This window comes from Niallia circulans (genome assembly GCF_003726095.1).
Taxonomy (GTDB): domain Bacteria; phylum Bacillota; class Bacilli; order Bacillales; family Cytobacillaceae; genus Niallia; species Niallia circulans_A.
In genome coordinates this window covers 589,633-604,959 of the sequence record NZ_CP026031.1, presented here as the reverse complement: position 1 = coordinate 604,959, position 15,327 = coordinate 589,633, and the positions used below count along the sequence as shown (strand labels likewise).

Annotated in this window: 15 protein-coding genes; 5 read left to right on the top strand and 10 right to left on the bottom strand. The window is 33.5% G+C overall.

The genetic code is table 11. The features are described 5' to 3' along the window. Nucleotides 1-633 precede the first annotated feature (633 nt). Entirely contained in the window at nt 634-846 is a 213-nt protein-coding gene (locus C2I06_RS02705; RefSeq protein ID WP_095329047.1) for a DNA-dependent RNA polymerase subunit epsilon, read from the top strand. Then, nucleotides 846-2,513 (top strand): ribonuclease J1, encoded by a 1,668-nt coding sequence (gene rnjA / locus C2I06_RS02700; protein WP_095329046.1) that lies wholly within the window; start codon nt 846-848, stop codon nt 2,511-2,513. Before C2I06_RS02705 ends, rnjA begins: the two co-directional genes overlap by 1 nt. 54 nt (nt 2,514-2,567) lie before the next feature. Here rnjA and C2I06_RS02695 read toward each other — a convergent pair whose 3' ends face one another. Together C2I06_RS02695 and C2I06_RS02690 are read right to left on the bottom strand one after the other, a co-directional pair. Further along, nucleotides 2,568-3,227 (bottom strand): potassium channel family protein, encoded by a 660-nt coding sequence (locus C2I06_RS02695; RefSeq protein WP_095329045.1) that lies wholly within the window; start codon nt 3,225-3,227, stop codon nt 2,568-2,570. Between the two features lie 108 nt (nt 3,228-3,335). After that, nucleotides 3,336-3,782, bottom strand: a complete 447-nt coding sequence (locus C2I06_RS02690; protein ID WP_095329044.1) for a TlpA family protein disulfide reductase — start codon at nt 3,780-3,782, stop codon at nt 3,336-3,338. Between the two features lie 237 nt (nt 3,783-4,019). Between C2I06_RS02690 and C2I06_RS02685 the strand changes: the two genes are divergently transcribed. Continuing rightward, nucleotides 4,020-4,871, top strand: a complete 852-nt coding sequence (locus C2I06_RS02685) for a mechanosensitive ion channel family protein (protein ID WP_095329043.1) — start codon at nt 4,020-4,022, stop codon at nt 4,869-4,871. A gap of 65 nt (nt 4,872-4,936) precedes the next feature. Here C2I06_RS02685 and C2I06_RS02680 read toward each other — a convergent pair whose 3' ends face one another. The 5 genes from C2I06_RS02680 to C2I06_RS02660 form a co-directional block, all read right to left on the bottom strand. Next, on the bottom strand, nt 4,937-6,064 hold the full coding sequence (locus C2I06_RS02680; RefSeq protein WP_095329042.1) for an N-acetyldiaminopimelate deacetylase: 1,128 nt from the start codon (nt 6,062-6,064) through the stop codon (nt 4,937-4,939). A gap of 97 nt (nt 6,065-6,161) precedes the next feature. Further along, nucleotides 6,162-6,872: a 2,3,4,5-tetrahydropyridine-2,6-dicarboxylate N-acetyltransferase gene (gene dapD / locus C2I06_RS02675; RefSeq protein ID WP_095329041.1), complete on the bottom strand. Its 711-nt coding sequence runs from the start codon at nt 6,870-6,872 to the stop codon at nt 6,162-6,164. A gap of 88 nt (nt 6,873-6,960) precedes the next feature. Continuing rightward, the gene (locus tag C2I06_RS02670) at nt 6,961-7,860 is read right to left on the bottom strand and encodes a transcriptional regulator CcpC (protein ID WP_095329040.1); all 900 of its coding nucleotides are present in this window, start codon (nt 7,858-7,860) and stop codon (nt 6,961-6,963) included. Between the two features lie 100 nt (nt 7,861-7,960). Continuing rightward, complete coding sequence (gene cbpB / locus C2I06_RS02665; RefSeq protein WP_095329039.1) at nt 7,961-8,413, bottom strand: cyclic-di-AMP-binding protein CbpB; 453 nt, start codon at nt 8,411-8,413, stop codon at nt 7,961-7,963. 398 nt (nt 8,414-8,811) lie between these two features. Further along, the gene (locus C2I06_RS02660; RefSeq protein ID WP_016200943.1) at nt 8,812-9,048 is read right to left on the bottom strand and encodes a YkuJ family protein; all 237 of its coding nucleotides are present in this window, start codon (nt 9,046-9,048) and stop codon (nt 8,812-8,814) included. Nucleotides 9,049-9,405: 357 nt separating this feature from the next. On the opposite strand from C2I06_RS02660, the gene C2I06_RS02655 reads away from it, so the two are divergent. Then, nucleotides 9,406-9,642: a glutaredoxin family protein gene (locus C2I06_RS02655; protein WP_095329037.1), complete on the top strand. Its 237-nt coding sequence runs from the start codon at nt 9,406-9,408 to the stop codon at nt 9,640-9,642. 55 nt (nt 9,643-9,697) lie between these two features. Here C2I06_RS02655 and C2I06_RS02650 read toward each other — a convergent pair whose 3' ends face one another. Both C2I06_RS02650 and C2I06_RS02645 read right to left on the bottom strand, forming a co-directional pair. Beyond that, a complete protein-coding gene (locus C2I06_RS02650) occupies nt 9,698-10,306 on the bottom strand; it encodes a DUF3993 domain-containing protein (protein ID WP_123257401.1) in 609 nt (202 codons plus the stop codon). 102 nt (nt 10,307-10,408) lie between these two features. Continuing rightward, nucleotides 10,409-11,626, bottom strand: coding sequence for an EAL domain-containing protein (locus C2I06_RS02645; RefSeq protein WP_123257400.1), 1,218 nt, complete (start codon nt 11,624-11,626; stop codon nt 10,409-10,411). A 349-nt stretch (nt 11,627-11,975) separates the two neighbouring features. On the opposite strand from C2I06_RS02645, the gene C2I06_RS02640 reads away from it, so the two are divergent. After that, nucleotides 11,976-12,698 (top strand): C39 family peptidase, encoded by a 723-nt coding sequence (locus tag C2I06_RS02640; protein WP_123257399.1) that lies wholly within the window; start codon nt 11,976-11,978, stop codon nt 12,696-12,698. 306 nt (nt 12,699-13,004) lie between these two features. On the opposite strand, the gene C2I06_RS02635 is transcribed toward C2I06_RS02640, so the two are convergent. Next, entirely contained in the window at nt 13,005-15,104 is a 2,100-nt protein-coding gene (locus C2I06_RS02635; RefSeq protein ID WP_172859387.1) for a sensor domain-containing protein, read from the bottom strand. Between the last annotated feature and the right edge of the window lie 223 nt (nt 15,105-15,327).

The following is a 15,327-nucleotide window of genomic DNA, read 5'->3' as shown; positions in this document are numbered from 1 at the left end:
TCCTAAATACTCTTATCTAACGACCCACTATGAAATTAGCCAAATAAAAGGAATAAACCATTCTTTCGTATCCAAATAATGTAAAACCGCCTTCAATTTTGAATGATCGGATTGAAAAAACACCATTTAATAAACTATTTTTTTACAAAAAGAAATATAAAATGAGAAGATGACTTTACTTTGTACAAGAATGGTTTAAAATAGAATTAAGGAGATGATCCACTATGTTAAAGAAGCTAAGAAAGAAGCTTTTAAAACAGTGGAAAGATTTACTTCGCAAAAAAACAATAGCTTAAAAAATTGAAGGGTATTTTTATGGTCTGGCCAATACCACGCTTAGTTAAATATAGTGGTTATTATACCGCTATACAAACCAAGCATTATGGTATTGAGTCTGACCTTTTGTTTTAATAACGATTTCATAAGAATGATCATACATAAACTTATGTAATATTAATATGTTTCATAATAATATATAGAGGGTAAATATCTTTTTCCATCCATCAGTTTCACATAAACTCACTGAGAAAAGAACCTTTCTAATATAATGGCTATTAAAAGAAAAAACATGAAAACCATGTTATTTTTTTATATAATAAATTTCAGAAACAAATGATTAAGGAGCGATTTACAATGATATTTAAAGTATATTTTCAAGATTTAAAAACAGAGGTACCAGTAAGAGAAAATACGCGAACTATTTTCGTTAAAGGTTCATCAGAAAGAGATGTTCGAACAAAATTAGCAGAAAAACCATATAATATCGAGTTTATTACTGGCGTAGAAGGTGCATTCTTAGAATATGAACAACAAAACGAAGACTTTACAGTATTGGAGATTGAATAATGAAATTTGTAAAAAATGATCAAACTGCTGTATTTGCCCTAGGAGGATTAGGGGAAATCGGTAAAAATACGTATGGTGTCCAGTTTCAAGATGAAATTATTTTAATTGATGCTGGAATTAAATTTCCTGAGGACGAGCTTTTAGGAATTGACTATGTTATTCCTGATTATACTTTTTTAGAGAAGAATGTAGACAAAATTAAAGGCTTATTTATCACGCATGGTCACGAAGATCATATTGGTGGTATTCCTTACCTTTTAAGACAAGTTAATATCCCTCTTTACGGAGGCAAACTGGCATTAGCACTTGTTCGTAACAAATTGGAAGAGCATGGATTATTGCGCCAAACAACGATGCATGAAATTCAAGAAGACGATATCATTAAATTTAGAAAAACATCGGTTTCTTTCTTTAGAACTACTCATAGTATACCTGATTCCTATGGGATTGTTGTCAAAACACCACCTGGGAACATTGTACACACTGGAGATTTTAAATTTGACTTTACGCCAGTTGGGGAACCTGCCAATTTAACAAAAATGGCTGAAATAGGGAAAGAAGGCGTTTTGTGCTTATTATCTGATAGTACAAATAGTGAAGTTCCTAATTTTACTATGTCGGAGAAAAAAGTCGGAAAAAGCATCCATGATACTTTTATAAAGGCGGACGGTAGATTGATTTTTGCTACTTTCGCTTCCAATATTTATCGCTTACAGCAAGTAACAGATGCAGCCGTAGAATTTGGCCGCAAAATAGCTGTTTTTGGACGCAGTATGGAAGCTGCTATTAACATCGGTTTGGAACTTGGCTTTATAAAAGCACCAAAAGAAACTTTTGTTGATCCGCAACAAATTAACCGACTGCCAGCTAATCAAGTGGTCATACTTTGTACAGGAAGCCAAGGTGAACCAATGGCAGCTCTATCAAGAATTGCTAATGGTACGCATAGACAAATCCAGATTATCCCTGGTGACACTGTGGTATTCTCTTCCAATCCAGTACCAGGTAATACATTAAGTGTTAATAAAACAATCAATCAACTTTACCGAGCAGGTGCGGAAGTAATTCATGGACCACTTAACAATATTCACACTTCTGGTCATGGTGGTCAACAAGAGCAAATGCTAATGCTTCGATTAATTAAACCTAAATTCTTTATGCCAATCCATGGTGAGTTTAGAATGCAAAAAACACACGCTCAAACTGCTGTTGATTGTGGCGTCAAAGAAGAGAACTGCTTCATTATGGATAATGGTGAAGTATTAGCACTTTCAAGCGATTCAGCACAGGTTGCAGGTAAAATTCCATCTGGAAATGTATATATTGACGGAAGCGGAATTGGCGACATTGGAAATATTGTTTTACGTGATCGTCGAATTCTTTCAGAAGAAGGCTTAGTGGTTGTCGTGGTGAGTATTAATATGACTGATTTTAGAATCGCCGCTGGACCTGATCTTATTTCAAGAGGATTTGTGTACATGCGTGAGTCTGGTGATTTAATCAATGATGCACAAACACTAATAAGTAAACATTTAAATAAAGTAATGGAACGCAAAACGACACAATGGTCAGAAATAAAGAATGAAATAATTGATACTATTTCTCCATTCCTATATGAAAAAACAAAACGTCGCCCAATGATCCTTCCTATTATCATGGAAGTATAAATAAGTAAAAAGGAGCTATTTGTTCTATATCGAACAAATAGCTCCTTTTTCTTGTTAAGACATAACCTTTTTCTCAAAACGATTAATATCCGAGTCAGCTCCAATTACAATTAAGATATCCTTTTCTCTAATTGATTCTGATGCTTGAGGAGAAACGATAATTTCCTTCCCTCTTTTTATGGCAACAATAGTGATTCCATATCTGGCACGAATATCTAAATCAATGATCGAACGACCATCTAATTTATGACTTGCTTTAATTTCCACAATACTATGCTCATCCGATAGCTCTAAATAATCAAGGACATTGTTAGAGACAATATTATGAGCTATTCTCTTGCCCATATCCCTTTCAGGATGAACAACTGCATCTGCTCCAATTTTACTTAGTACTTTCTCATGATAATCATTTTGGGCTTTTACCGTTATATTTTGCACACCTAATTCTTTCAGCATTAAAGTTGTTAAAATACTTGCTTGGATATCTTCCCCTATTGCAACAATAACATGGTCAAAATTACGGATCCCAAGACCTTTCAATACTGTTTCATCTACCGCATTACCTACCACTGCATGCGAAACTAGATTTGCGTATTCATTTACTTTTTCTTCACTTTTATCAATGACCATTACATCCATACCTAGTTCGGTCAATTCCTTGCAAATACTACCACCAAATCTTCCAAGGCCAATAACCGCAAATGCTCTTTTCACAATAAAATCCTCCAACAATTATAAAAATTTCACCTAAATAAATCGTCCTTATTATAACATTAAACCACTTGATTAATATATAAAAGCTAATGATTGTTTTCCAGCCAGTTATTGTTGATTATTTATGACACGGTTGATACGTGTATTTAACATTTTTAAATTAGTTCCGCCCGCCTGGTAGTACCGCAGCTTTCTTTCCCTATCAAATAAATAGTAGGAGGGAACATATTCATTCGAAAATGCCTTGGCTAGCTGAAAATCATGATCTACATAAATGGACTGTGTCATACTATACGTCTTGGCAGTCTTTTTTATTAAATCAATATCTAAATCTCGCTCTGTTCGAGGGAAATGCACAGATATTATTAGAAGATTATCTTGATATAACTCCCTATATTGGTTTAATTCGGGCATAGCCCTTTTACAAAAATAACAACTTACAGACCAAAAGTGCATTAAAATCAGCTTATCGCCTATTTCATTTGTAAGCTTTGTTTCCCCGTTAATCCATATGGTCGGAGTATTCCAGTTTGGAAGTTGCTCACCTATTTTCAATGATTCGTTACCTTCTTTCTTTTTATTCCTATACGCATATTTTTTGCTGAACTAATCACATAAAAAGTTAGTGAATCATGTCTCCCCGCTTTTAGATAAACAGAGTATCCTTATTTGCAAATCTATCAAGTAACTAACTTATACGAAGCTTAATAGATCCATCTCCTAGTTTATCAAATACTTTAAAGGGAATAAAAAGAAAAAACTTATTTTTCATTAAAAGGAGTACAATTTCTAATGATTTATGTTGATAAACTAAAAACGTATATCCAAAATATAGAATGGGGAGATTTCCTTCTAGAATCTTCTCTATTAGCGTTAAAAATTATCTTGATTCTGTTAAGTTATATTTTCATCAAAAAGATGGCTAAAAAGGTAATAAATAAATTATTCGAAACTTATATTCAAAAGCATTCTATCTCACGTGGCAGAGCCTTCACTTTAGAAAGCTTAACGAATAATCTAATTACCTATGTATTATTTTTTATACTCATTATTACTATTCTTCAATTGCTAGGAATTGATGCAACAGCCATATTAGCTGGAGCTGGTATTATTGGATTAGCAGTTGGTTTTGGTGCACAAGGTTTAGTAAGTGACCTAGTATCAGGATTCTTTTTGTTATTAGAAAAACAGTTAGATGTGGGGGAACTTGTATCGATAGGGGATTTTTCAGGTACTGTCGAACAAGTAGGGCTGCGAACAACACAAATTAGAGGTGCTGATGGAACATTGCACTTTATTCCTAATCGAGAAATCACACAGCTTAGTAACCATTCTCGGGGAGAAATGCAAGCTTTAGTCGATATAGAAATTTCTGTACATAATAATATACCAAAAACATTAGAAATTTTAAAGGCTCTATGTGAACATATCGCCAAAGAAAACACAGTCATTACGGATGGACCAGATGTGGTTGGCATACAAAACATGGGACCAAATACTCTTACTATTAGAATACTAGCCAAAACAATCAATATGGAGCAATGGGGTGTCGAACGATTAATCAGACAAGAAGTAAAAATCGCACTTGATGAAAATGGTATTAAACTTCCAGAAACTCCGATTATAGTAGATAAAAAGAGTTAAAAAAAGGCTTACTGTCCATTTTGCAGTAAGCCTTCTCTTTTATATAAAACAGAGTTCCTCTATTCTTAATTGCCTTTTTTGGTTAAATACGCTGTTAATACATTTACAGCCAACTGTAAAGCATCCTCTTTCGGATTAAGCTTGCTATGATGTAATCCAAAGGTAGAGTCAACTCCTAGCCAAAACATAAATCCTGGGATTTCCTTTAACATATAACCGAAATCTTCCCCTGTCATGGCTTCTTTACATTCAAATAAGGTTGCTTCTGTTTCCTCTATAATAAAATCCATAAACTCTTTCGTTAATAACTCATTATTATAGACTTGATAATAACCACTTCCGAAATCAATGGTGCATTCACAGTCATAGGCGATTTCAGTTCCTTTTACTAAAGATTGAACGCGTTTTTTTACTTTTTCCATTGCTTCACTAGAAAGCGTACGCATCGTTCCTTCTAGCCTTGCTGTTTCGGCGATAACATTTTGAACCGTTCCGCCTGTGATTTTCCCAATCGTTACAACAGCACTTTCAAGTGGATTTATATTTCTAGACACGATGGACTGTAACTGGGATACTAATGTACATGCAGCAACAACCATATCATTTGTTAAATGAGGATAGGCTGCATGTCCCCCTTTCCCTTTTAAATCAATAAAGAGTTCTGATGTATTCGCAAATAATAAGCCAGGCTTAATCGCAATCGTCCCTACAGGATATTCCGGAGCAACATGAAGAGCTATTATCATATCTGGCTTCCATGCTTGGAGCTCCTCACTTTTCAACATCGGTTCAGCACCGCCTGGTCCCTCTTCTGCAGGTTGAAAGATAAATACCACATCATCGTTAATTGGATTATTAATAATATTAGTTAGCACACCTAATGCGATCGTCATATGAAAATCATGACCGCAAGCATGCATTTCAGTCGGATGCTCTGATACAAAGGATAATGATGTTTCTTCCACAATCGGTAATCCATCCATATCAGCACGATAGCCAATCGTTTTTGTTGGATTAAGTCCATTCACTTTTACGATAATCCCAGTCTTCCATGTTTTCACTTCTACACGTTCATCTGCGACGCTTTGAATCATCTGTAGTAAATATTGCTGTGTTTTAAATTCTTTAAATCCAAGCTCCGGAATTCTATGCAGCTGTCTGCGAATAGTAACTAAATCTATCGTATTCCCCATATAGCTCCCCTACTCTTCCTTTTTTATACAATTTTACATAGCTCATTAGATTACCTACAAGAAAAGCGCGGAAGTTTCTCCACGCTTTTCATCAAAATTATAATTGACGTAACTCTTGCATAATTTCTGTTTTTGATTTTGTTTTATCATCAATTTCTTTTACTACTCGTGCAGGAGCTCCTGCTACTAATGTATTCGCTGGAACATCTTCTAATACGATAGCTCCTGCAGCAACTACAGACCCTTTTCCTACAGTTACACCCTCTACAATAACAGCATTTGCACCAACCAATACATCATCTTCAATTATAACTGGTTTAGCAGATGGAGGCTCAATTACACCAGCTAATACTGCACCTGCTCCAATATGACAGTTTTTACCGACAGTAGCTCGTCCACCCATAATAACTCCCATATCAATCATTGTGCCTTCGCCGATAACAGCACCAATATTAATAACAGCACCCATCATAATAACAGCATTATCACCAATATCAACTTGGTCACGAATAATTGCGCCTGGCTCAATACGAGCTTTAATATTTTTTAAATCTAATAAAGGAATAGCGGAATTTCTACGATCATTTTCAACTACATAATCTGTTACTTTATCCTTATTAGCTTCAATTACACTTTGAATGTCTGTCCATTCTCCAAAAATCACACCAGAATTCCCGCTAATAAAGGTTTGGATATTCTCACCAAATTCAACAGCTGATAAATCCCCTTTTACATATACCTTAACAGGTGTAGATTTTGTACTATTTTGAATAAATGAAATAATTTCATTTGCATCCATCATTTTCATTTCTTTACCTCCAGTTATGTATAAATTACAATATAAAAATTACTTTACCAAACAAAAGTTATGAAAACAAGCAATTATTATTATAATATTAAGGATTAATTGCTTTCACTTTTTCTTCTTCAAGGTATTCATTGACAATCTCTATGAACGCTTGAACTTGCTTTAATTGAAAATTCGCTTCATAGCCAATTAACCAAGTCCCTCTTGTAATAGGTTTATTATTATCATTAAATAATGGTATTCTTGATAGTGACTCATCAGCTTTTCTTAAGGCAATGGAAGGTAAGATACTATATCCAATGCCATTAAAAGAAAGCTGTTTACATGTTTCAATTTGATCTACAACAATAGTATTCTTAGGAGGCATTTGCAAATTCTGATGCCACCAAACTTGTATTTCTTCGTAATAGTTAGAATCACTTTTAAACTGGATAAACGGTCGATCAGTTAAGGCAATATCTTCTAACTTAGCAATTTCTCGATCCACTAAATAAAGTGGATCATCGAATAAATGCATTTTTATCCCTTTCCAATCAGATGCACCTCTTATGATACCGATATGCATATTATCCTCTGAAACTGATTTCATCATATCGCTGCTCCAACCAGTTACTAATGATACTTTTGCTTGTGGATAGCGCTCAACAAATCGTTTTAATACTTCTGGAAGCCAATTTTGTCCAACTATACTTGCGACAGCTATTTTTAATGTTCCATATACTTCTTCTTTAAATGCATGAATGGATTCTTTTACTTCTTCTTCTTTTTTTAATGTTTCCCTTGCAAATGTCGTTACTAATTCGCCAGCTGCAGTAAGAGAAAGGCCTCTTTGTGACCTAATAAATAACGGGGTTCCCCAGTCTTTCTCAATATTTTGCAGCCTTTGAGAAAGAGCTGGCTGGGTGACAAATAATCTCTCTGCTGCTTTGCGCATATTCATTTCCTGTGAAAGTACAGTTAATAGTTGTAATTCAGAAATCGTTGACATGACATTATCCTCATAAAATAAAAATTGTTATCAAAAGAGGGATACATCTCTAATGAAGAGGCAGACAAGAGCGGTAGCCGTAGATGAAGGAATATTACTTTTAGCGTTCATTTTGATTGAGTTGATGCAAATAAATATTAAGTCGCATTAGTATGGATCTTCTTGTTAAAATTCCATCAAAATAGCCATCGTCTGTTTCCACGCAAATAAAAGGATGGTCTACTAAATATTTTATCGTATGTAATACAGAACTATTGCTCTTCACTCTTGGTATTACCTTATTCATAATTGTTTCCACTTTTATTTCTTCAAGCTTCTCAAATTCAATTCTTTCTAAGCCTAATATGCTATCCATGATGAGCGGAGTGCTGACTAAGCCATGGAGTTTATAATGAGCATCTAATACTGGTATTGCTGAGTATCCACTTTTTGTTAAGACAAGCAGAGCGTGTTCTAAACTATTTCCTATCTGCACATGTGCTACTCGTTCAGATGGAATTAATAAGTCCTGTAAAGTAATGTTTAAAAACTCTTCGCTGTGCATACTTATCATAGCCGAAAACTCCTCACAAAATATATTTATATCTCATTTTATCATAGTTCTCGGCATTATGCTCTTTTAACCCTTACTCGTTTTTATATTCCTTACAAGCAGTTGACAATGTGGGCATCGAAAAATCACATTTTGATTAGATTGAGCAGTTAAGACATTTTCCAGTTTTTCTTCCTGTGAACATTCTGGACAAATAACCATTGGCATCATGTTTATCACCTCAACCATTAGTATGGATTCTCATGTTTTTTTCATGTAGGAAATATTTTCAATCTTTAGAGCTTTTTATCCTAATATTGATTAAATTCTCCTGAATTACTAGCTGTTAGTACTAAAAACTAAAAAAACCTTCAGCAAAATGGACTGTTCCACCTTGCTGAAGATTTTTTTAAATAAGATTACTGAATTAAATCAAAAATCTCAATCGTAATCATATCAACATTATCAAATTGATATCTTTTTGGTTTTTCCTTGTCATTATATACTTCTAGTTCAAACGTCTCAGTTTTCGGATGAAATGTTACTTGACACTTTCTCTCTCCATTTACCTCAAAGAAACGTTGAGTTGGTTCTCCCCCAGTTGCCTGCTCTTGTAGATTTTTCAATCTTGTTAATATGCCTTGTAATTGTGACATGCTCTCTCTCCTTTCAAACAAACCTTTATTAAGCATAGGTTTCACTATTAGCATGTTTCTATACACTTTCTTCGTTTAATTTAGTTACAATTCGCCTCTTGTGTAAAATGCCAATACTAACAGAATAAAAGATTGTCGAGAGTTTGTCCAAGTAAAACTGAAAAAAACTCGGTGTTTTTTTATTATTTATTTCCTCTGAATATTCTTACCATTTCACAAATTAACATACACACTTTCCTTAGGAGCATAATTTCTTGCTAAAATGATGACAAGAACTTCTTTTATCACTCAAAAGAATTGCATGATAATAACTTTCTTTGTATGATTTTAGTTAAAGATAAAAGTAGGAGGAGCATTATGCATCAAATCACATTGTTTACTCAACCAGATTGTCCCCCTTGCGAATATTCAAAGCTATTCTTAAAAGAACATGGTTTTGATTTCGAAATGAGAGATATTCAAAAGGACCCTCATGCCAAAAAAGACTTAATAAAGAAATATCAATCTTTTTCCACTCCAACATTCGTAATTGATGGAACGGTCATTTATGGATTTGATTTGGAAAAGCTAAAGGAAGCTTTGAATCTTTCTTAATACTTATTGTGGCGTACAGCACCTAATGTGCGCCATAAACTTTAAAATGATTATATTAGAGATGATTTGTGTTGACATCATTATAGTTTTTATTCTCATTCTTTATATAAGTAACTTGATTATCAATGGAAAATAACGGCATATACACTAAAGTACTATAGTTTTTTTCTTTACTCTTTAAAATGGACCTTACCTCTTTATCTGAAAACATATTTGTTATAAGCCATTTATTATTCAATTTTCTGATCAAAATCCCTTCATAAGAACCTTCATATACTTTTTCTCCAATAACAATTGGTTCATAATATTCATATAGGAGTATACTATTCTCTTCTTGTTCTACAAAAGTTTGTTCTGATAATTGATAAAAAGGTAGATAATATTTACCAAATTCATTACCATATGTAAAAAAGTTCCCTTGTTCTCCCTTCAGGTTTTCATTAAGAAATAAATAAATTAGTTTGTCTGAAAAATAAGGCGTTAAGATTTCTTCTATCTCCTCCATTTCTCTCGCTTCTTTACTTAATGATACTTGTGCCCGGAATGCCTTTTCTACAAAAGCGAATACTTCCTCTCTACTTGTCAAACGGCTGGCGGCGTCAATGGAATACGGAAAAACACTCCACATAGAAATAATCAATAAGATAAAGAAGCTTTTTTTCATCAAATCCTTCCCTTCTCTAATTGCTCTACCACTTCATTACTCTTCCATACCCTTTCTATTCCTAATAAAACAAGCTGAAGAGAAAATCTCTTCAGCTTGTTGTTAAGGAAGCAATAATTTCATTCGATCAAGATAATTATAGGATAAATCAATAAATAAATATTCTTTTGAATTTAACGGATAAGAATACGTCCTAACCGTTTCGCCGGTTTCAATATCACTGTATAGATCAGATAATATCCCTTTTTTTTCATTTCGCATCTTCATAATATTTTCTAAAAAATATGGTCTCCAACTCCAATTTTTATGTGCATATTCAGGTTGTATAAGCCAATCATTCTCATATTTAATAATATTGGCAGATTTCTGAAACCCATCTTCATCACAAACATACATTCGAAAAGCAGCCTCTGTTAACTCAGCTGACAATAATTTTAATAACTCTTCATAGGAAGAATATTTCTTGTATTTGACAAGCAATGCTTGTAATTGACCTTGAAACTCTTCTGTTAAATCATAAATCGTCGCTAATTTCTTCTTTTCTGAAAGGATAAATTCATGAAACATGTTTCTCAATGTTTCTTTTCTACTATTACGTTCAACGAAATTCTCCTCTGGATAATGTAAGTAATACCCTTGATAAAATCTTCCTCCATTTTTCCAAGCGAATTGAAGCTGATAAACCATCTCGATATTTTCAAATAATAAAGTAGCACCAATCTTTCGAGCAAGCATAGATAATGAATACAATACATCTTGATAAGTATGTGAGGTGGACGTAGACCGCAAAGCCAATAGATCAATTTTCAAAATATCAGGTCCTAAATCACTTAGACGGTCAAGATAACTGCTATCGCTTCCCATTTTATCAATCGCAATCTTTATACCATATGTGCGATAGTAAATTAGTAAATGATCTAAATGATCAAATTGTCCTTGATAATTTCTTTCGGATAGCTCTAGAACGATTCGATTCAGCTTGATACCTTTCCCTTCGTACTCCAATAAGGTATCTAAAAAGGCTTCTCCATCATCCTTCATCAGCATTTCAGCATCTCTATTGATAAAAAGCAATACGTCCTCATCAAGAGATAAAGCTTTATCTAAAGCTTTTGTCAAAATAACTTGATCTACTTCAAGCTTGTATTCATCTGGAATTCCTTCATCTGCAAAAAAGTTACCAAGACTTTCCGCTCCATCTTGCCCATTATATCTACCTAATACCTCATATCCAATAACCCGATGTTCATCAGCGCTAAAAATAGCTTGAAAATAAGGGATGACATTTTCTAAATCAGTCAAAATATCCAAAGCATCCATATTTTGATCGCCTCCCTATAAGAAAAGCAAGCTCCTTTGCATATCATAATTAAACTTTGTCAAATCGACGCTTTTCAAATAAAAAACCCCTATACTTAAATGGATTTATTAATTAGTTAGCAAAGGTTCTTCACTTTATATTAAGAAATTTAAATAAGCCTAATTATATCATATAAACTCCTAGCTTTCGAAATAATGATAGAAAATTCTTTCTATTCAACCCTATCATTATGGATGAAGTCTAAATTTGAATCAACTTAATTTAACCTTTTTGGTAATAATATGCCCTCATATTTTGATGAGAATTTCGTATGATAACGTTAGGAGTTGGCAAGAAAGAGGCAGTCATATGCAGTTGTTGAAACTATTACTTTTGCTCGCTCCCTTTTTTGGTTCGGAGCAAGTTTGGGAATACTTCCATATTGATGACCATCCAAGACAAAAAAGCGAAATAGTAAGTCAAGTATCAAGCTCCTCTAATAAAATACTATTAGATGTTCCTTTGGTAAAACAAAATCCAGAATTACGATATGGATGTGAGGTAACAAGTTTAACCATGGTCTTAAATTATGCTGGTGTTAAAGTAACGAAAATGGACCTTTTTAAAGACATAGAGAAGGACTTAGATCCATTAGTCCGAAAAAACGGAAATATTATTAAATGGGGAGATCCTTCTACTGGATTTGTTGGAGATATGACTGGGAAAAAGGCTGGTTATGCTGTGTTTGATAGACCGATGGAAGACCTTGTTAACAAATTTTTACCTGAAAGAGCAGTTAATTTAACAAATTCCTCTTTTCATGACTTAGAGAAACATGTTGAGAATGGTTACCCAATTGTCGTATGGACGACAGGGGATTATCGTTTACCTGATAGATGGGAATCATGGGAACATAATGGAAGAACAATTAAAACGCCATTAGATTTACATGCAGTTGTTTTAGTCGGGTTCAGTAAAGAGCATGTTTACTTAAATGATCCTTTATCTGGTAAGAAAAACGTCAAGGTAAATAAAAAAAACTTTATTGACTCCTGGCATGCTTTAAAGTCAAGAGCAATTAGTTATCGGTAAAGCCAAAAAGTTTTTTTCACTTTAATATTGGTTAAAGCTGAATAACTCTTAGTGGGCTGACTGATTCCCTTTGTTATTTGCTGCAAGTAATAAGCAAGCAGCTTGAATACACTTTACTTTGTATGCGGGCAAACACCGGTATGAGTCTTCTTGACGCGCTAAGGATCGTGTATTCAGGCTGGCTTACTCTCCTCCCTATTATTCCTAATAAAAATCCAGTCTTAACTATACACTTAAATTATAATGGCAAATTTGCCAACCATCCTTCCCTCCTAAAAGTTTATGTTCTCCGCTCATCAATCATGTTTAAAACTGCCTAAGAAATTGTTCTGCGTCTTCACAAGTCAATGGCTTTGAATAATAATAACCTTGTGCTTTCTGACAATTTGCCTTCTTTAAAAAATCTTCCTGATCTTTATTTTCGACACCTTCTGCAATTACTTCCATTCCTAAGTTTTGACCTAAGTGAATAATAGTGGTTGTAATGGCAGCATCCTTTGCGTTTGTCACAGCATCTTTAATAAAAGACTGGTCAATTTTTAACACATCGATGGGAAATTGCTTTATATAGCTAAGAGAAGAATAGCCGGTTCCAAAATCATCAACAGAAATAATAACACCCAACTCCTTTAAATTCCGCAAAATAGGAACTGCTTCTTTAATATTCTCCATAACCCCTTCTGTAATTTCCACTTCTAAGAGGAATGGCTGAATGTTATATTTTTTGATAGCCTCGCGAATCACTTCTACAAAATTAGGTTGTTGAAATTGCTTGGGAGAAATATTCACAGCGATTCTGACATCTAGATTGTAAAGTGACTTCCAAATTTTTATCTGCTCACACGCCGTTTCAATAACCCAATTGCCAATCGATATTATGAGACCCGTATCCTCCGCAAGGGGTATAAAGTCATTGGGAGCAACCAAGCCTAAGGAGGGACTCTCCCACCGTAATAGCGCTTCAAAGCTATTGAAAGTATAATTGTTCAAATCAATTTGCGGCTGAAAATACAATTTCAGTTCATTCCTTTGAACAGCTTTTCGCAATTTTGTTTCAACTGATACTATATTAGTTAAAGCTGTTGTCATATCGGAACGATAAAATTGATAGTGTGCTTTGCCTCTTTCTTTTACTCGAAAAAGTGCCTCATCAGCATTTTTAATCAATATTTCAATATCTTCTCCATCCTGTGGATACATACTAATTCCTATACTGGGACTTATATAATATTCCTGAGAATCTAGATAGAAAGAATTAGCAAAGGTTGAAAGTATTTGTTGAGCAATACTTGCTACTTCTTGTCTATTCGTTTGCGAAAGAAGAATATTAAATTCATCTCCTCCTTGACGATACACATGGCATTTGTAATTATTAAACTCTAATAAGCGTTCCGCGACTTTTACAAGAATTTGATCGCCAACAATATGACCAAATGTATCATTAATATATTTAAATCTGTCTAAATCAATGGTCATTAAAGCGAAAGCAGCTTGGTCTGTTTCCGCTCTTTTTATTTCAAGGTTTATAGCCTCCATTAGAGCCCGTCTATTATAAAGTCCTGTCAGCTGATCATGAAAAGACATAAACTGAATCTTTTCTGCTGTCTTCTTCTTTTCTGAAATATCTCTTAAGATGACATAAATCCCCTTAATGGTATGATTCACTATAATAGGTACGAATTTCGAATGAACAGATAATTCGTTTCCATTTTTACTTATTAATTTACAATCAACTGATTGTGATGTTTTTGTCAGTTTACACTTTTTAAAACTACCATAAAAAAGTGTATTCTCCTCATCTATTAGATCATAAAGCGAAAAAATCGTTTTAGCTTCGTCACTAAAACCAATTAATTTCAACCCAGCAGGATTCACCTCCTGTATAACGCCATCTAAATTGACTGTGAGAACAGCATCTAAATTATTCTCTACTAATGAACGATATCGTTGTTCACTTTCATATAATAAAAGTTTTTCCTTGATGGATTCTGTAATATCTCTCGTTATAGAAACAATGTATTTCACCTCATCTTTATCATCCTTTATAGGCGTTAAAACAGATTCTGCATAGATAAGCTCTCCATCATTAAGCTTGATTTGATCTGTATAACTATGATTTTCCTTCCTCTTACACACTGTAGAATATTCCTTTTGTAATCTAGCAGATATGTACGCAGAATTAACATCTTGGATTTTTTTCCCTATAAAGTTGATTGGTAATTTAGCGAACAAGAATGCAGCTTCATTTACAAAAATATAGCGAAAAATTTCCCCTTTCTCTACTTTCATGATAAAGACCATATCTTTAATATACATAAAAATAATTTCAAAAATAATATTCTCTATATTTGATTTGGATTGAGCGATTATTTTCTTACTTGTGCTATTCTCATTATATTTGTCCATCCATCTCATTCCTTACATGCAGCAATATAATAATTTGTTCTAAAAAAATGTACACAACCTATCAACTTTTCTTTTACTACTATTATCGGCATGTGAATCCATTTCTGTACTCAAATAGATAAAAAATTATGTCTATTCTTAAAATAAAATTTATCTTAACCTTGCTTCAGGAGCACACTTGATAGACAAGATATTTCTTTTTTATTTCCTTCTTTCGCAAAAA